The organism is Paraburkholderia graminis C4D1M, from assembly GCF_000172415.1.
GTDB classification, from domain to species: Bacteria; Pseudomonadota; Gammaproteobacteria; order Burkholderiales; family Burkholderiaceae; genus Paraburkholderia; species Paraburkholderia graminis.
Map to the genome: position 1 here is coordinate 82,676 of NZ_ABLD01000012.1, position 23,224 is coordinate 105,899.

Consider the following 23,224-nt stretch of genomic DNA (forward strand, 5'->3'; position numbering starts at 1 on the left):
AATGCTGTGACCGGCATGTCTCGCTCCGTGTGGTTGTGGGAGCGATCATACCGTGACAATAACGCGGCAGCAGGGCCGCGCAGCCGCAGCGTTCGGAAGCGTTAGTCGCGGACCACGTCGGCCCAGCAGTTCGGCGTCTCGTACAGGCGCACCTTATGCAGACGCAGATTCACGCCGTAGTGCGCGTCGTAGACGTTGGCGAGCACGTCGAACGCGACGGCCGCGAGATTTTCCACGGTCGGAATACGGTCGAGCACGACCGTCTTGTGGCCCGCCATGGTTTCGAGGAAGCCGCGCACTTGCGAGTCGCATTCGTAGACGAGGAACGCGTGGTCCCACTTGTCGACGAGATGCTCGACAGCCAGCGACTTCACGTCGGCGAAGTCCATCACCATGCCGCGATCGGGCGCGCCTTCGGTGTCGACCAGGTCGCCTTGCAGCGTGATTTCGAGCACATAGCGATGGCCGTGCAGATTACGGCACTGGCTGCGGTGATCGGGGATGCGGTGACCCGCGTCGAATTCGAGTTTTCGTGTAATCGTCAGCACGGCAAATCAGGGAATGTTCAGATACTTGTGGGTCTGCATCGACAGGCGCCATTGCGGATGGCGTTTGCACCAGTCGATCGCGAGCCTGGTGTTGATGTCGCGCGACGGGCCGTCCATCGGCTGGACGAGGAAATAGTCGAAGTCGAGCTTCGCGTAGTCGGACAGGCGCTGGTTGTCCTGCGGAATCACGACTTTCAGTTCATTGCCCTTCGTGACGACGAGCGGCGCGTCGGCCTTCGGGCTCACGCAAATCCAGTCGATCGTCTCGAGAACCGGCAACGAGCCGTTCGTTTCAATGGCGATTTCGAAACCGGCCGCGTGCAGCGCGTCGACGAGCGGCTGGTCGATCTGCAGCATCGGCTCGCCGCCGGTGCACACGACAAAGCGCTGGCCCTCGCCCTCGGGCCATTGCGACGCGATCATCTGCACGAGGTCGGCGGCGGTGCGGTACTTGCCGCCGTTCTCGCCATCGGTGCCGACAAAATCCGTGTCGCAGAAGCGGCACACGGCGTCCGCGCGATCTTCCTCGCGACCCGACCACAGATTGCAGCCGGCGAAGCGGCAAAACACGGCCGGGCGTCCGGCATTCGCGCCCTCGCCTTGCAACGTGTAGAAGATTTCCTTGACCGCGTACGTCATGCTGCTTTCCGCCCTGTACCGTGTGCTGGTACTTTCGTACCTTGTAGTGCTTGTGTACCTAACAATGATTGCCAAACCCGCGCCGCTGCGCGGAATTCTCACGCCGGCTCGGTTACCTTCTCGCCGGCGAGATAGGCTTCATAGCCACGCTTGCGCAAGCGGCACGCCGGGCATTCGCCACAGCCGAAACCCCACGCATGCAGTTCCGCGCGCTCGCCGACGTAGCAGGTGTGGGTCTCGACGCGCACCAGTTCCACCAGTTCGTCGCCGCCCAGTTCATGCGCGAGCCGCCACGTGTCGGCCTTGTCGAGCCACATCAGCGGCGTTTCGAGCGCGAAGCGCGAGTCCATGCCGAGATTCAGCGCGACCTGCAACGCCTTCATCGTGTCGTCGCGGCAATCGGGGTAGCCGGAGAAATCCGTCTCGCACATTCCGCCGACCAGCACCTCCAGACCCCGCCGATAAGCGATGGCCGCGGCGATCGTCATGAACATCAGGTTGCGGCCCGGCACGAAGGTGTTCGGCAAACCGCTCGCCGTGGCCTCGATCTCGATTTCGCGCGTCATTGCCGTTTCGCTGATCGCGCCAAGCACCGACAGGTCGATCATGTGATCGTCGCCGAGGCGCTCGCCCCATGCGGGAAACGTGCGCGCCACTGCATTGCGAAAACCCTCGCGGCATTCGAGTTCGACGCGATGCCGCTGACCATAATCGAAGCCGAGCGTCTCGACCGTGTCATATCGTTCAAGCGCCCATGCGAGGCACGTGGCGGAATCCTGGCCGCCGGAAAACAGCACCAGAGCGCTACGTTTAGCGTCTTTGCGGATCACCGTGAAACTCCGTGAATGATGAGTGCCGCGTCGCGCTGCGCGAGGTGCGCCATGCAAGCAACGCGGCGCGACGCGAGCCGGCACTGCTGCCGGCCCAAAGCAGTATAGGCCGCGCCTTTAGCCGCAAAGCTGCTGGGCGCTTATACCGTTGATCGTCGGGCGAGGGGTTCGGTGCGGATCGCGGCGTGGTCGCACGCGCTTCGACACATTCGGCGGCGGGCGACGCACTCGCATGCAAGTCATTGAACTGGCGCGATTTTATCACGCGATGCCGAAACTCGCCGGGCGCCCCAGCCTACTGCTGACGCCACACGGATGACGCAATGAAACCCACCGCAAAAGGAAAAGCCCCAGGAATCTTGCGATTTCCTGGGGCTGAATCCTGGTGGCCTGGGACGGAATCGAACCATCGACACGCGGATTTTCAATCCGCTGCTCTACCAACTGAGCTACCGGGCCAACGAAGAACGAAATGATATCAAAGGGTCATCTACTGGGCAAGCCCCCTTGTCCAAAAAATCTGCGAAAGCAAAGTCGGCCCGCGATCCGCGGTCTCCGCTCGCCCTTTCACTCACCTTTGTTCTTGCCGAGATCGACGCCGAGTTGCTTGAGCTTGCGATACAAATGCGTGCGCTCCAGTCCGGTCTTTTCCGCGACGCGCGTCATGCTGCCGTTCTCGCGCGCGAGGTGATATTCGAAGTACGCGCGCTCGAATGCATCGCGTGCATCGCGCAGCGGAATGTCGAACGAAATGGACGCCGTTTGCGCCGCAAGCACGCCGCTGCCGTGACCGTCGGCGGACAGCATCGGCAGAGCCGCGGCCGAAGCCACCGTCGACGAATTCATCGGCAACGGGGATTTCGCCGCCACGCCGCCAGGCGCGACCGCCGCCGTGCCGCGCGCGAGGCCCTGTTCGACGGCTTTCAGCAGTTTCTGCAACGCGATCGGCTTCTCAAGAAAGTTGAGCGCGCCGATCTTGGTCGCTTCGACTGCCGTGTCGATGGTCGCGTGACCGGACATCATGATCACCGGCATGGTCAGTTGCCCTTGCGCAGCCCATTCCTTGAGCAACGTCACGCCGTCGGTATCGGGCATCCAGATGTCGAGCAGCACCAGGTCCGGCGCCTGACGCAAGCGGAACTCGCGCGCCTGCTGCGCGTTTTCCGCCGCCTCCACGACATGCCCCTCGTCGCTTAGGATCTCCGAGAGCAATTCCCGGATGCCCATTTCATCATCTACCACCAGGATGGTTGCCATTTACGCTGCCTTTGTCTGCACTGTTGCTTTTGTCTTTCCCTGCGACGTACCGCCGTGCGCAGGACGCGGTCCCGCTTCGGGAGCCGCGGCGTCGTCTGCCAGTTGAAGGAAGAGAATCGAAATCTGCGCGCCTTCGATCACATCGCCCGCTTTCATGCGGTTGCGAATGTCGATGCGCGCGCCATGTTCGTCGACGATCTTCTTGACCATCGCAAGACCCAGGCCCGTGCCCTTGGCCTTGGTCGTCACGTAAGGTTCGAATGCACGCGTGAGAATGCGCGTGGGGAAACCCGGTCCGTTATCCGACACTGTCAGCCGCACCGCGATGCGCGCCTTGCCTTGCGCATCGGGGTCTCCGTATTCTACTGTCCTCGTCTCGAGCAGCACACGCGGGCGCTCGACGTCGGCCACCGCGTCCTGTGCATTCTGCAGCAGGTTGTGGATCACTTGGCGCAATTGCGTGGCGTCGCCGCGAATCGCGGGCAGTTCGGAGAGCTCGACCTGAATGGCGCCCTTGCCTTCTTCGATACCGTACAGCGTCAGCACTTCGCTCACGAGTTCGTTCAATTGCAGATGCGCGAGCACAGCGGGCGGCGTGCGCGCGTAGTCGCGGAAGTTGTCGACCATCTGCTTCATCGCCGCGACCTGGTTCACGATCGTGGTCGCGCCGCGCTTCAAGACATCGGCGTCGGACGGCGTCAGCTTGTCCGCTAGCTTCATCTGCAAACGCTCGGCCGAAAGCTGGATCGGCGTGAGCGGATTCTTGATCTCATGCGCGAGCCGCCGCGCCACTTCGCCCCACGCAATGGAACGCTGCGCGGAGATCACGTCCGAGATGTCGTCGAACACAACGACGTAGCCCGACGTCTGCATGTCCTGCGCGTCGCGATCGGTTGCGGACACAAGGCGCGCGCCGCGCACGAGCAGCGTGAGCGGCTCGGATTCGCCCGCCACCTGAACCGAAAACTGTTGCTGCCAGTGACCGCCGTCGTCGTGACCGTCGCCGCTTGCCGCTTCGCGATCGGCAAAGGCCTTGCGCACCATGCCGCCGAATTCGCTTAGCACGCCGATCTGTTCGAGCGCCGAGCCGAGCACTTCCTGGAACTGCTGACGGAAGATGCGCTCGGCGCCGCGATTCGCGGTAGTGAGGCGGAACTGCCGGTCGAACACGAACACGCCGGCCGTCAGGTTCGCGAGAATGCTCTCCAGATACGCCTTCGAATGCTCGAGCGCGATGCGGTTGTTCTCAACCGCGGCGCGCGCCTCGGACAACTGCCGCGTCATCGCATTGAACGACTGCGTGAGAAAGCCGAGTTCGTCGCGCGACTTGATTTCGCGCTTCGGCGTGTAATCGCCCTCGGTGATTTCCTTCGTGCCTTGAGCGAGCAGGAAGAGCGGCCGTGCGAGCTGATTGCCGAGCGCGAGCGCGAGCATCATCGCGATGAAGGTCGCGAGGAACAGCGCGAGCGTCAGCGTGCCGATGTACATCTTGCGCAGCCCCGTACGTCCGAGCGCTTTCTCCTGATACTCGCGATACGCGCGCTGCACGGCGTCGGCATTGCGTGCAAGCGATTGCGACACCGGCTGCGTGAGTTGCAGGAAGCGCTCGGTGGGCTGCAGCAGCGAAGCGTTCGAATCGGGAATGCGCTGCACGACGCGCAGCCGCAGCGCGCCCTTGCTGCCGTGGGCGCGAGGATCGCCGTCGACTTCGCCTTCAATCGCCGCGTAGCCGCGCCCGCGCGCCGCGTCGACCATCAGCGGCGTGGGCAGATCGTTCGGCACGAGCGACGCGTAGTTACTCGATGCCTGCGCGACCACATGCATGTCGGGCGTCGCGCCGGACATGCTGCGCGTCGGTTCGACGATCGTCGCCTCCTGCACGCCGAACTGATCGCGCAGACGCAGCAACGTGAGCGTCGTGCCGGCGGCGTCCGCGCTCGCAAGCTGCTCGGACATCAGGCGGCCCTTGGTTTGCAGATCGGACAGCGACGCGTCGAGCATGCCGCGCCCGAGATTCAGGCCCGACGTCAGCGCGGTTTCGACATTCACGTCGAACCACGATTCGATGCTGCGCGACACGAACTGATACGAGACCACATAGATGATGCCGCCCGGCACCACGCCGACGAGCGCCATGAAAAACGCCAGCTTCGCAAGCAGCCGCGTGCCGAACTTACCCTTTCGCAATCGCACGATGATGATGATGACGAGCGTCGCCACCACCAGCAGAAAGATCATCGCGACCACCAGATTCGCGGCATACAGCCACTGGTAATAGCGGTCGAAGAATTCGGTATTCGCGCTTGCCGCGGCGAGCAGCACGAGCAGCAGCACGGCCGTCACGGCGACCGTAGAGACCAGCACGCGCACGACGATGCTGCTGACACTGGTGGCGGAGCGCACTTTATTTAGCACGTTCGGTCACCGTGAAAGTAAAGCGCTTCCATTCGGAAGCGAGGTTCCAGTCGCGGTTATTCACCGCGTCGATCTGAAACGGCTTGGGCATCAACGCGATGTCGAGCTGCATGCGCACCGACGCGTTGTACGTTTCGCCGGCATGCACGTCGTTGCGCTCGATCACATGCCACGACGACACATGCTTGATGACCGCGAGCGCGTCTTTCAGCGTGGAAAAGCCAAGCTGCAAACCGCCGGACGACACACTCGACACGCGATATTCGCGCGTGAGCGGCTGGAACGACAGACGCAGACTCTGCGACACGTTGACCGGCTGTTCGTCGAACCAGTACCAGCGCGGCCGGCTCAGTTCGAAGTCGGTCGTGAAGTAAAGCGGAATGCCTTTATTGACCGCGTCTTCGAGATTGCTGTTCAAATCGAAGTCGAAACGCGCGTCGAGGCTCCAACCGGTGTTGTCCGCTTGCAGCGAAGCGCGCTGCACGGCGATCGAGTCGGCGTGCGCGGCGCCGGGTGCCGCAAGCCAGACGGCCAGCGCGACCCAGAGCACGGCAGCGAGCCGAAGCGGGAAGAAGCGTTTGATGGTCACCGTTTCTGAAAGCGCGCGTAGAAAAATCCGTCGTGGTCTGAGTTCGCGCCGGCGCTGATGTCAGCGAATTCTCCGGCATGGGAACCGGCCGATGTGTCGGCGGGCGCGCGGGCGACTGAAGGTAGAAGTTGCCCCGGCGCGTCCAATCGTACCGCATCCTGATATTTGTTTCCAAACCACTGCGCCTGCAACTCGCCTTCTTCGGGAAAGATCGAGCACGTAACGTAAAGCAATTCGCCGCCAGGTTTCACGAGCGGCCAGAGCGCGCCGAGAATGCGCCGCTGTTCGTCGACGAGCGCGGGAATATCGGACGCGCGGCGCAACCAGCGAATGTCCGGATGACGCCGCACGATGCCCGACGCCGAGCACGGCACGTCGGCGAGAATGCGGTCGAACGGCTGGTCGATGTCGTCGTGCCATTTGGACGGCGCGCCGGCGTCGCCGATTCGCACCTCCGCTTCGAGCTTGAGCCGCTGCAGGTTTTCGCCGATCCGCCGCGCGCGCGACACGTCGCTTTCGAGCGCCACCAATTGCAGGTTCGCGAGTTCCAGCAGATGCCCTGTCTTGCCGCCCGGCGCTGCGCACGCGTCGAGCACGCGCATGCCGTCGCGCACGCCGAGCAGTTGCGCGGCGAGCTGCGCGCCCGCGTCCTGCACGGACACGACGCCCTCGTTAAAGCCAGGAATGCGATCGACCGGCATCGGCGTGGCGAGCATCACCGCGTAGTCGCCGACCTTGCTCGCGCTGATGTGATGGTCCTCGAGCACTTGCAGGTACGCTTCGACCGTCGAATGACGCGCGTTCACGCGCAGCGTCAACGGGCCTTGCGTATTGCCGGCCGCGAGCACGTCTTGCCATGCTTCGGGCCATGCGCGTCTCACGGCGTCGATCCACCATGTCGGGTAATTCCAGCGCGCGACTTCGTCGGCTTGCGCTTCTGTCAGCAGCGCGTCGCGTTCGCGTAGGAAGTTGCGCAGCACGGCGTTGACGAGCCCCTTCGCGAAAGCGAATTCACGGCGAGCCGAGATCGCCCCGACCGCCTGGTCGACCACGGTGAACGGCGTATAGGCGGCGCTCGCTTCGTCGTCGATTAATAGCGCGAGCGCGCAGGCCAGTACGTGACCGACATGCGGCGGCGGCGCTTTCTTAACGAGCTTCGCGATCAGCCACTCAGCCGTCCCGAGACGCCGCATCGTGCGATACGCGATGTCCTGCACCGCGCCGCGCGCGGCAGCGGCACTGCCCTCGGGCGCGGCCACGAAAACGGTTTGCAGCGCGGCCGGCAAAGCCGCGCCGAGGCGCACGGCGCCGACGGCCTGCGCGGCGCAATCGAGCGCGAAGCCGAGCGATTCCGGCGCGAGATGCAGCACGGACAAGCGGGATTCGCGCGGACGCGCCGACGAAGAAGCAGAACGCGAAGAAGGCTTTGGGATCATGGAAGAACAAAGGCAGGCCGCGCGGTAGGCGCGGCACAATGAGCACACATTGTAGCGTGGCGCGGCGTGTGGACCGCGAGCGGGCGTGTGCAGTGCGCGCGGCCGCGTCGATCACCGCGGCCAGCAAATAAAAAGGCGAGCCCGAAGACTCGCCTTTTGTCACGCCGCGCGCTACGCGCTTATTCGAAGCGCCCGGTGCGGGCCATTTCCATCAGGCGCGCAATGCGCTCTTCCGTTGCCGGGTGCGTCGAAAACAGATTCGCGATGCTGCCGCCCGCGAGCGGGTTCATGATCATCATCTGCGCGGTGGCCGGATGCTGTTCGGCTGTGGGAAACGGAATGCCGCTCGCATAACGATGAATCTTGTCGAGCGCCGACGCGAGCGCCTGCGGGTCGCCTGAAATCTGCGCGCCGCCGCGGTCGGCCTCGAATTCACGCGCGCGCGAAATCGCCATCTGGATCAGCGCACCGGCGATAGGCGCGAGCAGCGCGACCGCGATGCCGGCGATCGGGTTCGTGGTACGCCCGTTTTCGTCGCGGCCGCCGAAGAACATCGCGAAGTTCGCGATCGCCGAGATCGCGCCGGCCATGGTGGCCGAGATCGTCGAGATCAGAATGTCGCGATGCTTGACGTGCGCGAGTTCGTGCGCCATCACGCCGCGCATTTCGCGCTCGGACAGCACGCGCAGAATGCCGGTGGTCGCGGCAACCGCCGCGTGCTCCGGATTGCGGCCCGTAGCGAACGCGTTCGGCGCATCTTCGTTGATCAGATAGACGCGCGGCATCGGCAAGCCGGCACGCGTGGAGAGTTCACGCACCATGCGATAAAACTGCGGCGCACTGGTTTCGTCGACTTCCTGCGCGTTGTACATGCGCAGCACCATCTTGTCCGAGAACCAGTACGAGAAAAAATTCATACCGAGCGCAATGACGAGCGCGATCGTCATGCCGCGCGACCCGCCTATCATTCCGCCGATCACGATGAAAAGGGCCGTGATCGCGGCCATCAACATCGCGGTTTTGACCCAATTGAACATGTCTGCAACTCCTTGCCCTAACGCGGGGTTCATATCCGTGCCGCATCATCGCGGCGCCTGATTATGCCTGACTGTAAGCGAAATGTTAGATATGGACGCGCGCGAAAAATTCAATCATCTCGATGCAGTGGCGAGCTTGATCCCCAGGCCGACAAAGGCGCTGCCGACACCGCGGTCCAGCCACTTCTTGACCGACGGCTTGCCGGAGAAGCGCTGCGTGACGCTGCCGGCGATCCACGCGACAAAGCTGTTCCACAGCATGCTCATGACCACGAAGACCGCGCCGAGCGTCAGAAAGGCGAGCGCCTTCTGATCCGTGCCGGCGGTAACGAACTGGGGGAAGAACGAAACGAAGAAAAGCACCACCTTCGGGTTCAGCACGTTGGTCCAGAAGCCTTGCAGGAAAAGCTGGCGCAACGACTTCGGGGCACCGGCCCCGCGTGCCTGGCCGCGGGCCTCGTCGGCGGCTGGCTTCGCAAAAATAAGGCGTACGCCGAGATAAATCAGATAAATCGCGCCGACGAACTTGATGACGGTGAACGCAGTGGCCGACGCCGCGAGCAGCGCCGTCAGGCCGAACGCGCACGCGAGCGAGTGCACGCAGCAGCCCGCCGAAATGCCCAGCGCGGACATGAGCCCCGCCCCGCGCCCCTGTGCGACGCTGCGCCCGACGATATAAGCCGTATCCGGCCCGGGCGTGACGTTCAGCAGAAAAACGGCGACGACGAAAAACTCGAAATGGGTGATGCCGAACATGGGAATCCTCGAAAGCTGGGCCTTTGCATGACGGATTCTAACGCGCGGCGGACGCGCGACGGGGCCGCTCGCCATCGGCCGAATGGACGATGGGCAAGCGCCGCGAGGCCGTGCTAGTTTGCGTCGGGAATGTGGAAACGCTGGCCTGCGGCGAGTCCGAAGCCAGCCAGGAATTCGCGCGCCGGGAGCCGCTTGCCGCCGGGTTTTTGCAGTTGCGTGAGACGCAACGCGCCTTCGCCGCAGGCCACGACGACGCCTTCCGGCGAAACACCGGTGATCGTGCCGGGCGCCGCGTTGTTTGTGCTGTCTTGGGCGGCGGCCGCCCAGATCTTGATCGCGGTTCCGTCCTCGAGCGTCGCCACGCCGCCAGGAAACGGATCGAATGCGCGCACCTGGCGCGCGAGCACCGCGGCCGGCCGGCGCCAGTCGAGCGCGGCCTCGTGCTTGCCGATCTTTTCGGCGTAGGTCACGCCGTCGGCGGGTTGCGGCGTTGAGGCCAGCTTGCCGCTGCGTTCGAGTTCGACGAGCGCCTCGACGATCAGCTTCGCGCCGGCCTGCGCGAGGCGGTCGTGCAAGGTGGCGGTGGTGTCGTCGGCGGAAATGGGCGTGCGGATTTCGGAAATCATCGCGCCCGTGTCGAGGCCGGCGTCCATCTGCATCAGCGTGATGCCGGTTTCGGCGTCGCCCGCCTCGATCGCGCGATGAATCGGCGCCGCGCCGCGCCAGCGCGGCAACAGCGACGCGTGAATATTGATGCAGCCGTGCGTCGCGATGTCGAGCACTTCCTGCGGCAGGATCAGGCCGTACGCGGCCACCACCATCACGTCGTGCGGCGTGGCGCGCAACTGCTCGATGGCCGCCGCCGCCTCAGCCGGATACTTGCCCGCGCGGCGCAACGAAGGCGGCTGTGCGACCGCGATCCCATGTTCCACGGCGTAGCGCTTGACGGGACTCGCCTGCAATTTCATGCCGCGCCCCGCCGGCCGGTCCGGCTGCGTGAGCACGAGCGGCACCGCAAAACCGGCGCCGTGGATGGCCGCCAGCGCAGCCGAAGCGAATTCCGGCGTGCCGGCAAAGACAACGCGCAACGAATGACTCATGAGCGGGAGGGCGAGCAGGTAGCGGAATGGGCGCGCATTACATTGCGTGGGCGAGCTTCTTCATCTTGCTCTTGATGCGCGTTTGCTTGAGCGGCGACAGATATTCGACGAACACGTGGCCCATCAGGTGATCCATCTCGTGCTGGATGCACACGGCAAGCAGTCCCTCGCAGTCCATCTCGAAGGTTTCGCCCTTTTCGTTGAGCGCCCGCACGCGCACTTTCTCCGCACGCTCGACGTTGTCGTAAATGCCCGGCACGGACAGACAGCCCTCTTCCGACAGCTTCTTCTCGTTGCTCGACCAGACGATTTCCGGGTTGATGAACGCGAGCAGTTGATCGTGCGCGTCCGAGACGTCGATCACGATCACGCGCTCATGCACGTCGACCTGGGTGGCCGCGAGGCCCACGCCCGGCGCGGCGTACATGGTTTCCGCCATATCCGCGACGAGGCGGCGGATACGGTCGTTAACCTCTTCCACCGGCTTTGCAACCTTGTGCAGCCGTTTGTCCGGGTAATTGAGGATGTTCAGTAAAGCCATGATTTCGAGAGTGATTTTTAGACGCCGCTGACCATGAGAAGGCCCGCGTTGGCCATTCGGCCAGGTTGTCGGCACGTCGCAATGCGCACACGATAGATGGTGTCGAACCGGTTCGATTCAACGCGCCACACGCGCTAGACGACGAGCCCGCGCGGGTGGGCGCGGCGCTGCAGTTATTTCGGATGATGAAAATTTTAGCATGGCGCCCGCCTGCCCGCTGGCGCTGCACGAGGATCGACCCGCAATGCACACCTTGCCTTCAACGGATCTTGAACTCGCCGCGTGGCTGCGGCTCTCTCTCGCGCCGGGGCTCAAACCCACCGCGCTGCGCCTGCTGCTGGGCGCTTTCGGGCTGCCCGAGGCGATTTTTCGGCAGGAGCATGAGACGCTCGCCGCGATTGCCGGCGACGCCGCGGCGCGCGCGGCGCTGGCGCCGACCGGCCCGGACTTCGACGCCCAACTGGAAGCGGTGATCGCATGGCGCGAGCTGCCCGGTAACCAGGTCGTCACGCTCGACGACCCCGCCTATCCGCCGGCGCTGCTGACCATGCCCGATCCGCCGCCGCTGCTATATATAAAGGGGCGGCTCGAGCTGTTGCACACGCGCGCGGTCGCGCTGGTGGGCAGCCGCAGCGCGACGCCGCAAGGTGAGGAAGACGCCGAACGCTTCGCGCGGACGATTTCGGCGGCGGGCGTGACGGTTGTGTCGGGGCTCGCGAGAGGCATCGACGGCGCGGCGCATCGGGGCGGGCTCGCGGGCGTCGGCAGCACGGTCGCGGTGATCGGCACCGGCGCGGATCTCGTTTATCCGGCCGCGCACCACGCGCTTGCGCGGCAAATCGCGCTGCAAGGCGCGATTCTGTCGGAGTGGCCGCTCGGCACGCCGGCGCGCGCGGCCAACTTTCCGCAGCGTAATCGGCTGATCGCCGGACTCGTCAGCGGCGTGCTGGTCGTCGAGGCGGCCATGCGCTCGGGCTCGCTGATCACCGCGCGGCTCGCCAACGAGATGGGCCGCGATATCTTTGCGTTGCCGGGCTCGATCCACGCGCCGTTGTCGCGCGGGTGTCATCGGATGATCAAGCAGGGCGCGAAGCTGGTCGAGACGCCTGAGGAAGTGCTGGAGGAATTGGGGTTTGCGAAGACTGCGGCTGTGGGCGTTGCAGGCGTTCGCGGGCAGCGGGCGCCGACGCGCACGTTCGACGACGACGCAACGGCGGCGGACTGCACGGCGCCGGCGCGACGTTCGGCGCAGCGCGACGAGGCGGCGACATACGCGCAGTCCCAGGCGAAGGCGCAGGCAAACGCCGAGCCGCAACCCATAGCCGCCGAAGCACGCGCCCCGAACGTACGCGATGTACCCGACCCCGACGCGCAAAAACTGCTCGCCGCGCTGGGCCACGCGCCGACTAGCCTTGAAATTCTCGCCACGCGCACCGAGATGGAATACGCGGTCCTGCAGACGACGCTGCTGCAACTGGAACTCGCCGGCCACGTCAGCGCGCTGCCCGGCGGGCGCTACACGCGGGCAAGCCACGGCTAACGCATGTTGACGCCCCTTGACCACTCTCCGGGATCGGCCATGCTACATTCGCGCCAACGCATCCGCCAACGCATCCGCCAAAGCATTCGACAAAGCACTAGAGGAACCACCATGCCCGCGCTGAATCTCGACACCGACCACGACCGGATCGCCGAGCGCGTCAATGAGCCCGACACGCTGTTCGTGGCCTGCCTGTGCGCGGAATGGTGCGGAACCTGCCGCGAGTATCGCGAGGCGTTCGACAAGCTGGCCGAGCGGCATCCGCAAATCTGCTTCGCATGGATCGACATCGAAACGCATGCGGATCGATTCGACGATCTCGACGTCGAGAATTTTCCGACCATCCTGATCGAAGACTCGGTAACGACACGTTTTTTCGGCACCGTTTTGCCGCAAGCAGGGATTGTCGAGCGGATGCTCTCGGACCTGACCGCGCTGCCGGGCGTCGTCGGCGCGCCCAAATTGCGGCCCGCGCTGGCGGCTGCCTGAGCGCCAGATTCACGGCTTCGTCGACAGCGCCGAGCGGATCGCGACGGCCTCGGCGGCACGGCGGTTGCGAGCGGCGCACAGCGCGTTTGCCGCAGGTTGTCGGAGCGCCGGACGCGCAATCATGATGGCGCGCTTTTAGGGCCGCTTTTATGCCCGCTTTTATGGCAGTTGACACGCCGCTTTCGCGCCGTGTGCTATAAAGCGGTCGTTAATGGGTAGCAAGGTCGCAAACGAGGGTCGCGCCAACTGGGCGCGCTCAAGGCCACCAACCCGGATATACCAACCTCACATCGAGTCATGTCTAAAGCACTGATCATCGCCGAAAAGCCTTCCGTCGCGAACGACATCGCGCGCGCTTTGGGCGGTTTTACCAAGCATGACGAGTACTACGAGAGCGACGAGTACGTTCTCTCATCGGCAGTGGGCCATCTGCTGGAAATCGCCGCGCCCGAAGAATACGAAGTCAAACGCGGCAAGTGGAGTTTCGCCAATCTGCCCGTCATTCCGCCGCATTTCGATCTGAATCCGATCGCGAAGAGCGAGTCGCGCCTGAAGGTGCTGACCAAGCTGCTCAAGCGCAAAGACATCGACCGGCTCATCAACGCATGCGACGCGGGGCGCGAGGGCGAGCTGATTTTCCGCCTGATCGCGCAGCACGCGAAAGCGAAGCAGCCGGTGCAGCGCCTGTGGCTGCAATCGATGACGCCCGCCGCGATCCGCGACGGCTTCGCGCGTCTGCGCAGCGACGAAGAGATGCAACCGCTTGCGGACGCGGCTCGTTGCCGCTCGGAAGCGGACTGGCTCGTCGGCATCAACGGCACACGCGCGATGACCGCGTTCAACAGCAAGGGCGGCGGCTTCTTCCTGACCACGGTCGGACGCGTGCAGACGCCGACGCTGTCCATCGTCGTCGAGCGCGAGGAAAAGATTCGCCGCTTCGTGCCGCGCGACTATTGGGAAGTGAAGGCCGAGTTTGTCTGCGCGGCCGGCTTCTACGAGGGCCGCTGGTTCGATCCGAAGTTCAAGCGCGACGAGTTCGACCCGGAGAAGCGCGACTCGCGTCTGTGGGCGCTGCCCGCGGCGGAGACGATCGTCGCCGCTTGCCGCGGTCAGATCGGTGTCGTCAGGGAAGAGTCGAAGCCGTCCACGCAACTGTCGCCGGCACTGTTCGACTTGACGAGCTTGCAGCGCGAGGCCAACGGCCGCTTCGGCTTCTCGGCGAAGAACACGCTGGGTCTCGCTCAGGCGCTGTACGAAAAGCACAAGGTGCTGACCTATCCGCGGACTGACGCGCGCGCGCTGCCCGAAGACTATATGGACACGGTCAAGCAGACGCTCGGCATGCTCAAGGAGAGCAACAACTACTTGCCGTTTGCCAAGCAAGTGCTCGACAAGGGCTGGGTGAAGCCGAACAAGCGCATCTTCGATAACTCGAAGATCAGCGACCACTTCGCAATCATCCCGACGCTGCAGGCGCCGAAGAACCTGTCCGAGCCGGAACAGAAGCTTTACGACCTCGTGGTGAAGCGTTTTCTGTCGGTGTTTTTCCCGGCTGCCGAATACCGCGTGACCACGCGTATCACCGAAGTCGTCGGTCATCACTTCAAGACCGAAGGCAAGGTTCTGGTGGAGCCGGGCTGGTTGCAAATCTACGGCCGCGAAATCAGCGGTGAAGATGCCAACCTCGTGCCGGTGCAGAAGGACGAGAAGGTCAAGACCGACAAGATCGCCGCGCAGCAGCTCGTCACCAAACCGCCGGCACGCTACAACGAAGCCACGTTGTTGTCGGCAATGGAAGGCGCGGGCAAGCTCGTCGAGGACGACGAATTGCGTGAGGCGATGGCCGCGAAGGGGCTCGGTACGCCGGCCACGCGCGCCGCCATCATCGAAGGGTTGCTGGGCGAAAAGTATCTGGTCCGCGAAGGCCGCGATCTGATTCCGACCGCCAAGGCATTCCAGTTGATGACGCTCCTGCGCGGGCTCGGCGTGAAGGAATTGACCGCGCCCGAACTGACGGGCGAATGGGAATACAAGCTGTCGCAAATGGAACGCGGCAACCTGCCGCGCGACGCGTTCATGCAGGAAATTGCCCGCATGACGCAGACCATCGTCAAGCGCGCGAAGGAATACGATTCCGACACGATCCCCGGCGATTACGCGACGTTGCAGACGCCGTGTCCGAACTGCGGCGGCCAGGTGAAGGAAAACTATCGCCGCTTCGCGTGTTCGAAGTGCGAGTTCTCCATCTCGAAGATTCCGGGCGGCCGCCAGTTCGAGATCGAGGAAGTCGAAGAACTGCTGAAGAACAAAACGATCGGGCCGCTGTCGGGTTTTCGCAGCAAGATGGGCCGTCCGTTCTCGGCGATCCTCAAGCTGTCGCTCGACGACGAGATCAAGAACTACAAGCTCGAGTTCGACTTCGGCCAGGACGCGGGCGGCGAAGACGGCGAACCGCCCGACTTCTCCGATCAGGAACCGGTCGGCGCATGCCCGAAGTGCAAGGGCCGCGTGTTCGAGCACGGCATGAGCTACGTCTGCGAGAACTCGGTTGCGAACCCGAAGACTTGCGACTTCCGCTCGGGCAAAGTGATCTTGCAGCAGGAGATCGCTCGCGAGCAGATGGCGAAGCTGCTGGAAGAAGGACGCACGGATCTGCTGACGAACTTCAAATCGTCGCGCACGGGCCGTAATTTCAAGGCGTTCCTCGTCAAGCAGAACGACGGCAAGATCGGCTTCGAGTTCGAGAAGAAGGAGCCGTCGGCCAAGACCGCAGCGAAGACGGCGGCGGCGAAATCGGCTGCGAAGGCAGGCGGTTCGGAGTTCGAGTCGGATGACGGCGATGCGGCGGTCGCGGTGAAGGCAGCGCCGGCGGCGAAAAAGGCTGCGGCGAAGAAAGCGCCTGCGGCTAAGACAGCGGCTGCGAAGAAGGCGCCGGCCAAAAAGACTGTAGCTCGCAAGACCGGTTCGTGATTCTTCGGTAAGCGCGACGGGCGCCTGCGGTGCATATCAAAGCCGATGACAAAAAGCGCGATCACCTGCAAGGTGACCGCGCTTTTTTATGCGTTCAGCAGCCGCGCTGGACGCGCCGACATCCTACATCGCGCCTGAACCGCCTCTACAGCGGCGTCAACGCCGCCGGCCGCGTACGACTTCCGGGCTTCGCCAACGTCTTCGGCACCGGCGATAACTCGCTGTCCAGCAGACGCGACAGCGGCTCGGCGCCGTCGAATGCTTCCGGCGGCATCGACGCATCCGCCGGTTCAAACGACGCCGACGCCGGACGTCCAACGCCGTCCTTGATCCATTGTTCGCCGAGCAGACTATTCGGCGTCTGGCTGAAATGCTCGACCAGATGATCGATGAACGTGCGCACCTTGGCCGGCAAATGACGACGGCTCGGATAGGCGATGTTGATCTCGACTTGCGGCAAACGGTAATCACCAAGGAGGCGCACCAGCCTGCCGCGCGTCATGTCGCGCCCGATCAGATAGCTCGGCAGAATCGCGATGCCCATGCCGAGCAGCGCGAACTGACGCAGCATCTCCGTGTTGTTCGCGACGATCACATTCGACGGACGCACACGCACTTCGCCTTCGGGACCGGTAAACACGCGCTCGTCGCCCCAATACTCGGAGGGCAGGCTCAAACACGGATGCTCGAGCAGATGCTCGGGACGCGTGGGCGTGCCGTGCTTCTCCAGATACGCCGGAGTGGCACACACGGTCATGCAGCCCGTGGTCAGACGCCGCGTGACGATGCTCGCGCTGCGCATCTGCCGCGCGATTACCACGCCCACGTCGAAACCTTCTTCAACCAGATCGACCTGACGATCGACGAGCGTGACGTCGGGAATGACCTTCGGATAGCGCTCCGCGTACGTTTGCAGCACCGGAGCGAGATTGTGCAAGCCGAACACGACCGGCGCGACGATGCGCAACGTGCCGACCGGCTCGTGATTTCGCGCGACCACCATCTGCTCGACGTCTTCAAGCTCGTCGAGAATCTGGCGCGCGCGTTCCAGATAAACCTGACCCGATTCGGTCAGGGACAAACTGCGGGTCGTACGGTTGAGCAGCCGCGTGCCAAGACGCCCTTCGAGGTCGGCAACGTGACGGGTGGCAACTGCGTTGGAAATATCCATCGCGCTCGCAGCGCGGGCAAAACTGCCGAGATCCGCCACTTTGACGAAAACTCGCATCGACTGCAAATGATCCATATCACAACTCCTGCCGTGTTACGGCTCCCTGACAATTGGTGATAACCAGTGGAAGCGAATTAGGGATTCTCCTACGACTCGCGCAATCGTGCAGAAGTTGCCCGCAAAAGCGGAAATTTCGTCAATTTTCGTGCGACTGTATGCCCGAATGTGGGGCATCGGGGGCGATTGTTCCGTCGTTAGAAACAATGTGCTGCGGCGCAGCTTGCCCACGCGTGCCTTTCGAACAGATGAAAGATCAGTGTGTCGAGCGCTGAACGCGGCTCTCGCCCGGCTTGGCGGCGCTGAAAATGAAAAAAGCCGCCCGAAGGCGGCTTCTGCGAGTTAGCGAACACTCACGTCGTCAAGCCGCGAGCTTGCTCTCCAATTGGCTCTTGGCTTTCGCCAGCGCGGGCGGAAGGCCGTGCTGCAGCGTGTCAAAGAGCTCCGTATGCAGCGCGAGTTCGGCGCGCCAGGCCGCGTCGTCGACGGAAATCACCTGCTCGAACTGCTCGCGGCTGAAATCCAGACCGCTCCAGTCGATGTCCTCGTAATGCGGCGACACGCCGAACGCGTGCTCCTCGCCCTGCGCCGTGCCCTCGATGCGGCCAACCATCCAGCCGAGCACACGCATATTTTCGCCGAAGCCCGGCCACACGAACTTGCCGTCCGCGCCCTTGCGGAACCAGTTGACGCAGAAGATTTTCGGCAGCTTCGCGTTCAGTTGCTGCAGCCGCTCGCCTGTCTTCAGCCAATGGCCGAAGTAGTCGCTCATGTTGTAGCCGCAGAACGGCAGCATCGCGAACGGGTCGCGCCGTACGACGCCTTGCTGGCCCGCCGCGGCGGCGGTCGTCTCCGAACCCATGGTCGCGGCCATGTAGACGCCCTCGACCCAGTTGCGCGCCTCGGTGACGAGCGGCACGGTCGTCGAACGGCGGCCGCCGAAGATAAACGCGTCGATTGGCACGCCCGCCGGATTCTCCCAGTCGGCGTCGATGGACGGACATTGCGACGCCGGCGCCGTGAAGCGTGCATTCGGATGCGCCGCCTTGCGGCCCGTTTCCTTCGCGCTCGCGGGCGTCCAGTCCTTGCCTTGCCAGTCGATCAGGTGCGCGGGCGGTTCGTCGGTCATGCCTTCCCACCAGACGTCGCCGTCGTCGGTCAGCGCGACGTTCGTGAAGATCACGTTTTCCTTCAGCGTGGCCATTGCGTTGAAGTTGGTTTTTTCGCTCGTGCCGGGCGCGACGCCGAAGTAGCCGGCCTCGGGGTTGATCGCGTACAGGCGGCCGTTCTTGCCTGGTTTGATCCACGCGATGTCGTCGCCGATGGTCGAGATCTTCCAGCCGTTCAGCCCTTCGGGCGGAATCAGCATCGCGAAGTTCGTCTTGCCGCACGCCGACGGAAACGCGGCCGCCACATGGTGTTTGCGTCCTTCGGGCGAAGTCACGCCGAGAATCAGCATGTGCTCGGCAAGCCAGCCTTCGTCGCGGCCCATCGTCGATGCAATGCGCAGCGCAAAGCATTTCTTGCCGAGCAATGCGTTGCCGCCATAGCCCGAGCCATAGCTCCAGATTTCGCGCGTCTCCGGGAAATGAACGATGTACTTGGTCGGATTGCACGGCCACGGCACGTCTTTGGCGCCCGCTTCGAGCGGCGCGCCGACCGAGTGCACGCACGGCACGAACTCGCCGTCTTCGCCGAGCACGTCGTACACCTTGCGGCCCATGCGCGTCATGATGCGCATGTTGGTGACCACGTACGGGCTGTCGCTCAGTTCGACGCCGATATGCGCGATCGGCGAGCCGAGCGGGCCCATCGAGAACGGCACCACGTACATGGTGCGGCCGCGCATCGATCCTTCGAAGAGGCCGTCGAGTGTCGTGCGCATTTCGTCCGGCGCGACCCAGTTGTTGGTCGGACCGGCGTCCTCACGACGTTGCGCGCAAATGAAAGTGCGGTCCTCGACGCGCGCGACGTCGGAAGGATCGGACCATGCGAGATACGAGTTCGGACGTTTCGCCGGATTGAGCTTCCTGAGTGTGCCGGCTTCGACCATCTGCGCGCACAGGCGGTCATACTCTTCCTGCGAACCGTCGCACCACACGATGTTGTCCGGACGGGTCATAGCGGCAACGCGCTGGACCCAGTCGATCAGTTTCCGATGTTTCACCCACGCTGGCGCTTCTACTGCCGCCTTGACTGCGGGCTGTGCCTCGAATGATGGAAGATTCATCGACTTGTCTCCGTTTGTAGGGATTGGAAAACGGTACAAGCCCGGCGACGCTGCATGCGAGAGGCATTTTGTTCGTTGCGCCAGTTTCTACAAACCGACGCGCAACTGCACAGGTCATCACGGGCTTCAACGCAGCTTGTTGGGCCAGGGCGCATGGGACGGGCGTCTGCAACCGTCTGTAAAGCGGCTTGCCTGTACACTCAACAAACTGTTAAAAACGATGTCAATTGGCCTTGCTGTAGCGCTATCGTTCTACGCGGTAGTTGCTACGGTAAGGCATTCAGCTAAACCGGCATGTGACTTGGGTCACATGATGGGACAGTCAGCATAACACTCCGTTCCGCACCGCCATGGTGCGCCGCAAGACACATACCATGAAGATTGCCATCCTCGACGACTATCAGGACGCCGTTCGCAAGCTCGACTGCTTTCAATTGCTCGCCGATCACGAAGTCAAAGTTTTCAACAACACCGTCCGCGGACTCGGGCAACTCGCGAGCCGTCTTTCGGAAGTCGACGCGCTGGTCCTGATCCGCGAACGCACCCGCATCAGCTCGCAACTCCTCGACAAACTGCCGCGTTTGCGCATGATCAGCCAGACGGGCAAAGTGTCCAGCCACATCGATCTCCCGGCCTGTACCGAGCGCGGCATCGCCGTGCTCGAAGGCAGCGGCTCACCGATCGCGCCCGCCGAGCTGACGTGGGCTCTCATCATGGCGGCGCAGCGGCGCATTCCGCAATACGTAGCGAACCTGAAGCAGGGCGCCTGGCAGCAGTCGGGGCTCAAGACTTCGGCGCTGCCGCCAAACTTCGGTTTGGGTCAGGTGTTGCGCGGTCAGACGCTGGGCATCTGGGGCTATGGCAAGATCGGGCGGCTTGTCGCCGGTTACGGCAAGGCCTTCGGCATGAACGTGCTGATCTGGGGCCGCGAGCATTCACGCGAAGCCGCTCGCGAGGACGGTTATGGCGTGGCCGAGAGCCGCGAAGCCTTGTTCGAGCAGAGCGATGTGCTGTCGCTGCATTTGCGGCTGCACGACGACACGCGCGGCATCGTCAAGCAGGAAGATCTGATGCGCATGAAGCCGACCGCACTGCTCGTGAACACGAGCCGCGCCGAGCTGCTCGACGACAACGCGCTCCTCGGCGCGCTGTCGCACAATCGCCCGGGGATGGTCGCCATCGACGTGTATGAAAGCGAGCCGATCCTGCAGGGCTACAGCCTGCTGCGTATGGAGAATGTGATTTGCACGCCGCATATCGGCTATGTCGAGCGCGAGAGCTACGAGTTGTACTTCAGCGCGGCGTTCAAAAACATTCTGGCTTTCGATGCCGGCGACACGGCCAGCGTGGCGAATCCCGAAGCGTTGCAGGGTGGACGTCGGCGCTAAGCGATAGCCGCGGGCGTCAGGCGTCCTGCGTCAGGCGGCAAACTCCAGCAGGTCGGGCATGCGTTCGAGGAAGGTCTCGCCGTCCGCGCGGCCGAGGTTGTACGCATGCACCATCTGCGAGGGGCTCGTGTAGTCCCAGCTCGAGATCGGCACTTTGCGCGACGGCTGCACATACAGGCGCTGCTGCACGCCGTGAGGCACCACGAACATCTGCGGCCGCGGATAAAGGCGCGTCACCATGACGAGCACGTTGCCGGGCGCATCGGCGTCAAGCGCGCCGACCGGCACGTTGTCGACCATGCCGCCGTCGAGCACCGGGCGGCCGTTGCGCCGCAAGACCGGCGTGAAAGGCGGCGTGCTCGACGATTGCAGAATCAGATCGGCGAGATCTTCGACGGTCGCGCAGTCCTGCGCACGCACGAATTCCGGATGAAAACCGAGCGTCTGACCAAGCGTCGGGTGCAAGGTCTTGCGCACATATTTTTCGATGTTGTACGCGATGAGTCCGGCGGCGACTGCGCTGCGCGCGCCAAGCCAGCGCGGCAAATGTGAAACGCCGATGCGAATCTCGGGCGCATCGGCAAGCGACGAAAACTTCTCACCGTAGATGTCGAGCAATGCCTGACGATAGATGCGGTAATGCGGAAACACCGACTGACCGCGCAGCAGGTTGCCCCAATAGGCGTTGCGCGAATTGTGGCGCAGCGCGTCTTCGTAATAGCGCATGACCCACTCGGAATCGCGCGTGTAGAGCATGCAAGCGGTGGCCGCGCCCGCCGAAATGCCCGTGATGACGCCTGGACGGATGCGCAGTTCCGGTTGCACGACGTCCCAGAAACCCGCCTGCCACCAGCAGCGATTGCCGCCGCCGGCGAATACGACCTGATCGAACATCTTATTTCCTGGTGCCTTGTCTTATGATGCGCGCCGCTTTGCTTATTCGAGCAGCGCGTACGTCGTGGTCGCGTGGACGGCCATGTTGCCGGTCTCGTCGAACAGCTTCACTTCGCCGAAAACGAGGTTGCGGCCGAGGCGCAGCACGCGCGCGGTGACGAGCACGTCGCCCTTGCGCACGGCGCGCATGAAGCTGATGTTGAGCGACACGGTGGTCATCGGCTTGAAGCCGCCTAGCGCCGCGGAAATCGCCACGATCATCGCTGTATCGGCGGCGGCCATGAACACCTGGCCGCAAATCACGCCGCCTGAATGACGCAGCGCGCCGGCGAAAGGCAGGCGCAGCGTGGCGCCTTCCGCATCGGCTTTGACGGGCGTGAGCGCCAGTTCGCGGACCCACGGCGCGAGGATGCGGTCGAGCAGATCGATAGTCTCTTTGTCGTCCATGGCGATTCCCGTCGAAGGCCGCGCGGAGCGTGAGCGGCAAGTGTCCGCGAGTCCGCGACATGATACCGGGATGCCCGGCGCAGCGCCTTTTCGGAGGCAGCGCTTTCGTTGAGGGATGACTCGAACGGGGGACGGTTTTTTTAAGAAATCTGCTAAGGGGGCTTGGCAAGCCCAAAAACATCCTGCATAATTTCGCTTCTGTTGGGGCGTTAGCTCAGTTGGTAGAGCAGCGGACTCTTAATCCGTAGGTCGAGTGTTCGAGTCACTCACGCCCCACCAAAGAATTTCGAAGGGTTACAAGCGATTGCTTGTAACCCTTTTTGCATTGGATCTGCGTCCCAAGCAAACCCGTCAGTCGTAGCTGACCACGACCGTCACCGGTTTGTTCGCCGAAGGCACATTGCCGCTTTTCGCGCCGAGCGACAGTACGCCGCCCGCGCCGCCCACGTGATACTGACCGTCCGCTCCTGGCCGGGCCATACGGCCTGTGCCGTCGATGAAAGACGTCGCGACGGTATCCAGCGCGGCGGCGCCGATGCGTGACGCCGCGCCGTCGTTGATCCGCAACGTCACATCAGCGCTTGGCGCGCCGCCGGGTGGCGCCGCGAACGTCACAGTGACCGCGGACCCGTCGTGTCCAGTCCAGAGCGTATCCGACCGCGGCGCAGGTGTTTGTCGCACGGTCGTGATATTGAACTGCGGACCGACGAGCGCGCCGGAGAAATGTATCGTGCCGCCATTCGCCGCGGATGCCGCTCCCGGAACCGCCAGGAACGCCACCGTACCCCATGCAACCACGCGGGCCAACCGCCCAATTCGCCGACTCTTCGCTTTCATCACGACCTCCGTGCGGGCAATCCTCTGTGCCGCCTTGCGGCGGATCCAGTGCA

20 protein-coding genes and 2 tRNA genes are annotated in these 23,224 nt (G+C 63.5%); 5 read left to right on the forward strand and 17 right to left on the reverse strand.

The genetic code is table 11. The features are described 5' to 3' along the window. Positions 1 to 101 precede the first annotated feature (101 nt). The 12 genes from queD to def all read right to left on the reverse strand — a co-directional run bounded on the left by queD (position 102) and on the right by def (position 11,148). Positions 102 to 545, reverse strand: a complete 444-nt coding sequence (gene queD, locus BGRAMDRAFT_RS19550; protein ID WP_085962942.1) for a 6-carboxytetrahydropterin synthase QueD — start codon at positions 543 to 545, stop codon at positions 102 to 104. A 9-nt stretch (positions 546 to 554) separates the two neighbouring features. Continuing rightward, positions 555 to 1,187, reverse strand: coding sequence for a 7-carboxy-7-deazaguanine synthase (queE, locus tag BGRAMDRAFT_RS19555; protein WP_006050541.1), 633 nt, complete (start codon positions 1,185 to 1,187; stop codon positions 555 to 557). 98 nt (positions 1,188 to 1,285) lie between these two features. Then, positions 1,286 to 2,017, reverse strand: a complete 732-nt coding sequence (gene queC / locus BGRAMDRAFT_RS19560; protein ID WP_006050542.1) for a 7-cyano-7-deazaguanine synthase QueC — start codon at positions 2,015 to 2,017, stop codon at positions 1,286 to 1,288. Between the two features lie 383 nt (positions 2,018 to 2,400). After that, positions 2,401 to 2,476: transfer RNA gene (locus BGRAMDRAFT_RS19565), tRNA-Phe, on the reverse strand. A 108-nt stretch (positions 2,477 to 2,584) separates the two neighbouring features. Further along, positions 2,585 to 3,274: a response regulator transcription factor EsaR gene (esaR, locus tag BGRAMDRAFT_RS19570; RefSeq protein ID WP_006050543.1), complete on the reverse strand. Its 690-nt coding sequence runs from the start codon at positions 3,272 to 3,274 to the stop codon at positions 2,585 to 2,587. Further along, positions 3,275 to 5,689, reverse strand: coding sequence for a sensor histidine kinase (locus BGRAMDRAFT_RS19575; protein ID WP_029969436.1), 2,415 nt, complete (start codon positions 5,687 to 5,689; stop codon positions 3,275 to 3,277). Then, positions 5,679 to 6,278 (reverse strand): DUF4390 domain-containing protein, encoded by a 600-nt coding sequence (locus BGRAMDRAFT_RS19580; protein WP_006050545.1) that lies wholly within the window; start codon positions 6,276 to 6,278, stop codon positions 5,679 to 5,681. Before BGRAMDRAFT_RS19580 ends, BGRAMDRAFT_RS19575 begins: the two co-directional genes overlap by 11 nt. After that, a complete protein-coding gene (rsmB, locus tag BGRAMDRAFT_RS19585; protein ID WP_006050546.1) occupies positions 6,275 to 7,714 on the reverse strand; it encodes a 16S rRNA (cytosine(967)-C(5))-methyltransferase RsmB in 1,440 nt (479 codons plus the stop codon). The genes BGRAMDRAFT_RS19580 and rsmB overlap by 4 nt, the downstream gene beginning before the upstream one ends. A 179-nt stretch (positions 7,715 to 7,893) precedes the next feature. Beyond that, positions 7,894 to 8,751, reverse strand: coding sequence for a zinc metalloprotease HtpX (gene htpX / locus BGRAMDRAFT_RS19590; RefSeq protein WP_006050547.1), 858 nt, complete (start codon positions 8,749 to 8,751; stop codon positions 7,894 to 7,896). 114 nt (positions 8,752 to 8,865) lie between these two features. Then, a complete protein-coding gene (locus tag BGRAMDRAFT_RS19595) occupies positions 8,866 to 9,507 on the reverse strand; it encodes a LysE family translocator (protein ID WP_006050548.1) in 642 nt (213 codons plus the stop codon). Between the two features lie 113 nt (positions 9,508 to 9,620). Continuing rightward, on the reverse strand, positions 9,621 to 10,607 hold the full coding sequence (fmt, locus tag BGRAMDRAFT_RS19600) for a methionyl-tRNA formyltransferase (protein WP_006050549.1): 987 nt from the start codon (positions 10,605 to 10,607) through the stop codon (positions 9,621 to 9,623). 37 nt (positions 10,608 to 10,644) lie between these two features. Then, positions 10,645 to 11,148: a peptide deformylase gene (def, locus tag BGRAMDRAFT_RS19605; protein ID WP_006050550.1), complete on the reverse strand. Its 504-nt coding sequence runs from the start codon at positions 11,146 to 11,148 to the stop codon at positions 10,645 to 10,647. 244 nt (positions 11,149 to 11,392) lie between these two features. Between def and dprA the strand changes: the two genes are divergently transcribed. The 3 genes from dprA to BGRAMDRAFT_RS19620 all read left to right on the forward strand — a co-directional run bounded on the left by dprA (position 11,393) and on the right by BGRAMDRAFT_RS19620 (position 16,147). Continuing rightward, the gene (gene dprA / locus BGRAMDRAFT_RS19610; protein WP_006050551.1) at positions 11,393 to 12,688 is read left to right on the forward strand and encodes a DNA-processing protein DprA; all 1,296 of its coding nucleotides are present in this window, start codon (positions 11,393 to 11,395) and stop codon (positions 12,686 to 12,688) included. Positions 12,689 to 12,799: 111 nt separating this feature from the next. Then, positions 12,800 to 13,177, forward strand: a complete 378-nt coding sequence (locus tag BGRAMDRAFT_RS19615) for a thioredoxin family protein (protein WP_006050552.1) — start codon at positions 12,800 to 12,802, stop codon at positions 13,175 to 13,177. 297 nt (positions 13,178 to 13,474) lie between these two features. Then, positions 13,475 to 16,147 (forward strand): DNA topoisomerase III, encoded by a 2,673-nt coding sequence (locus tag BGRAMDRAFT_RS19620; RefSeq protein WP_006050553.1) that lies wholly within the window; start codon positions 13,475 to 13,477, stop codon positions 16,145 to 16,147. 145 nt (positions 16,148 to 16,292) lie between these two features. On the opposite strand, the gene BGRAMDRAFT_RS19625 is transcribed toward BGRAMDRAFT_RS19620, so the two are convergent. Then, positions 16,293 to 17,393, reverse strand: coding sequence for a LysR family transcriptional regulator (locus tag BGRAMDRAFT_RS19625; protein ID WP_006050554.1), 1,101 nt, complete (start codon positions 17,391 to 17,393; stop codon positions 16,293 to 16,295). A 343-nt stretch (positions 17,394 to 17,736) separates the two neighbouring features. Next, entirely contained in the window at positions 17,737 to 19,605 is a 1,869-nt protein-coding gene (locus tag BGRAMDRAFT_RS19630; RefSeq protein ID WP_006050555.1) for a phosphoenolpyruvate carboxykinase (GTP), read from the reverse strand. Between the two features lie 374 nt (positions 19,606 to 19,979). Here BGRAMDRAFT_RS19630 and BGRAMDRAFT_RS19635 point away from each other — a divergent pair, with 374 nt between their 5' ends. Continuing rightward, complete coding sequence (locus BGRAMDRAFT_RS19635) at positions 19,980 to 20,993, forward strand: D-2-hydroxyacid dehydrogenase family protein (RefSeq protein ID WP_044021454.1); 1,014 nt, start codon at positions 19,980 to 19,982, stop codon at positions 20,991 to 20,993. Positions 20,994 to 21,023: 30 nt separating this feature from the next. On the opposite strand, the gene BGRAMDRAFT_RS19640 is transcribed toward BGRAMDRAFT_RS19635, so the two are convergent. Both BGRAMDRAFT_RS19640 and BGRAMDRAFT_RS19645 read right to left on the reverse strand, forming a co-directional pair. After that, a complete protein-coding gene (locus BGRAMDRAFT_RS19640; RefSeq protein WP_006050557.1) occupies positions 21,024 to 21,887 on the reverse strand; it encodes a patatin-like phospholipase family protein in 864 nt (287 codons plus the stop codon). Positions 21,888 to 21,929: 42 nt separating this feature from the next. Beyond that, positions 21,930 to 22,334, reverse strand: a complete 405-nt coding sequence (locus BGRAMDRAFT_RS19645) for a PaaI family thioesterase (RefSeq protein WP_006050558.1) — start codon at positions 22,332 to 22,334, stop codon at positions 21,930 to 21,932. A gap of 203 nt (positions 22,335 to 22,537) precedes the next feature. On the opposite strand from BGRAMDRAFT_RS19645, the gene BGRAMDRAFT_RS19650 reads away from it, so the two are divergent. Next, positions 22,538 to 22,613: transfer RNA gene (locus tag BGRAMDRAFT_RS19650), tRNA-Lys, on the forward strand. Between the two features lie 72 nt (positions 22,614 to 22,685). Here BGRAMDRAFT_RS19650 and BGRAMDRAFT_RS19655 read toward each other — a convergent pair. Further along, positions 22,686 to 23,171, reverse strand: a complete 486-nt coding sequence (locus BGRAMDRAFT_RS19655) for a hypothetical protein (RefSeq protein WP_006050559.1) — start codon at positions 23,169 to 23,171, stop codon at positions 22,686 to 22,688. Between the last annotated feature and the right edge of the window lie 53 nt (positions 23,172 to 23,224).

Excerpts from the sequence above, each read along its gene's own strand:
- queE (WP_006050541.1), bottom strand. The coding sequence starts at position 1,187 with ATGACGTACGCGGTCAAGGAAATCTTCTACACGTTGCAAGGCGAGGGC.
- esaR (WP_006050543.1), bottom strand. The coding sequence starts at position 3,274 with ATGGCAACCATCCTGGTGGTAGATGATGAAATGGGCATCCGGGAATTG.
- rsmB (WP_006050546.1), bottom strand. The coding sequence starts at position 7,714 with ATGATCCCAAAGCCTTCTTCGCGTTCTGCTTCTTCGTCGGCGCGTCCG.
- htpX (WP_006050547.1), bottom strand. The coding sequence starts at position 8,751 with ATGTTCAATTGGGTCAAAACCGCGATGTTGATGGCCGCGATCACGGCC.
- BGRAMDRAFT_RS19595 (WP_006050548.1), bottom strand. The coding sequence starts at position 9,507 with ATGTTCGGCATCACCCATTTCGAGTTTTTCGTCGTCGCCGTTTTTCTG.
- fmt (WP_006050549.1), bottom strand. The coding sequence starts at position 10,607 with ATGAGTCATTCGTTGCGCGTTGTCTTTGCCGGCACGCCGGAATTCGCT.
- def (WP_006050550.1), bottom strand. The coding sequence starts at position 11,148 with ATGGCTTTACTGAACATCCTCAATTACCCGGACAAACGGCTGCACAAG.
- dprA (WP_006050551.1), top strand. The coding sequence starts at position 11,393 with ATGCACACCTTGCCTTCAACGGATCTTGAACTCGCCGCGTGGCTGCGG.
- BGRAMDRAFT_RS19615 (WP_006050552.1), top strand. The coding sequence starts at position 12,800 with ATGCCCGCGCTGAATCTCGACACCGACCACGACCGGATCGCCGAGCGC.
- BGRAMDRAFT_RS19620 (WP_006050553.1), top strand. The coding sequence starts at position 13,475 with ATGTCTAAAGCACTGATCATCGCCGAAAAGCCTTCCGTCGCGAACGAC.
- BGRAMDRAFT_RS19625 (WP_006050554.1), bottom strand. The coding sequence starts at position 17,393 with ATGGATCATTTGCAGTCGATGCGAGTTTTCGTCAAAGTGGCGGATCTC.
- BGRAMDRAFT_RS19630 (WP_006050555.1), bottom strand. The coding sequence starts at position 19,605 with ATGAATCTTCCATCATTCGAGGCACAGCCCGCAGTCAAGGCGGCAGTA.
- BGRAMDRAFT_RS19635 (WP_044021454.1), top strand. The coding sequence starts at position 19,980 with ATGAAGATTGCCATCCTCGACGACTATCAGGACGCCGTTCGCAAGCTC.
- BGRAMDRAFT_RS19640 (WP_006050557.1), bottom strand. The coding sequence starts at position 21,887 with ATGTTCGATCAGGTCGTATTCGCCGGCGGCGGCAATCGCTGCTGGTGG.
- BGRAMDRAFT_RS19645 (WP_006050558.1), bottom strand. The coding sequence starts at position 22,334 with ATGGACGACAAAGAGACTATCGATCTGCTCGACCGCATCCTCGCGCCG.
- BGRAMDRAFT_RS19655 (WP_006050559.1), bottom strand. The coding sequence starts at position 23,171 with ATGAAAGCGAAGAGTCGGCGAATTGGGCGGTTGGCCCGCGTGGTTGCA.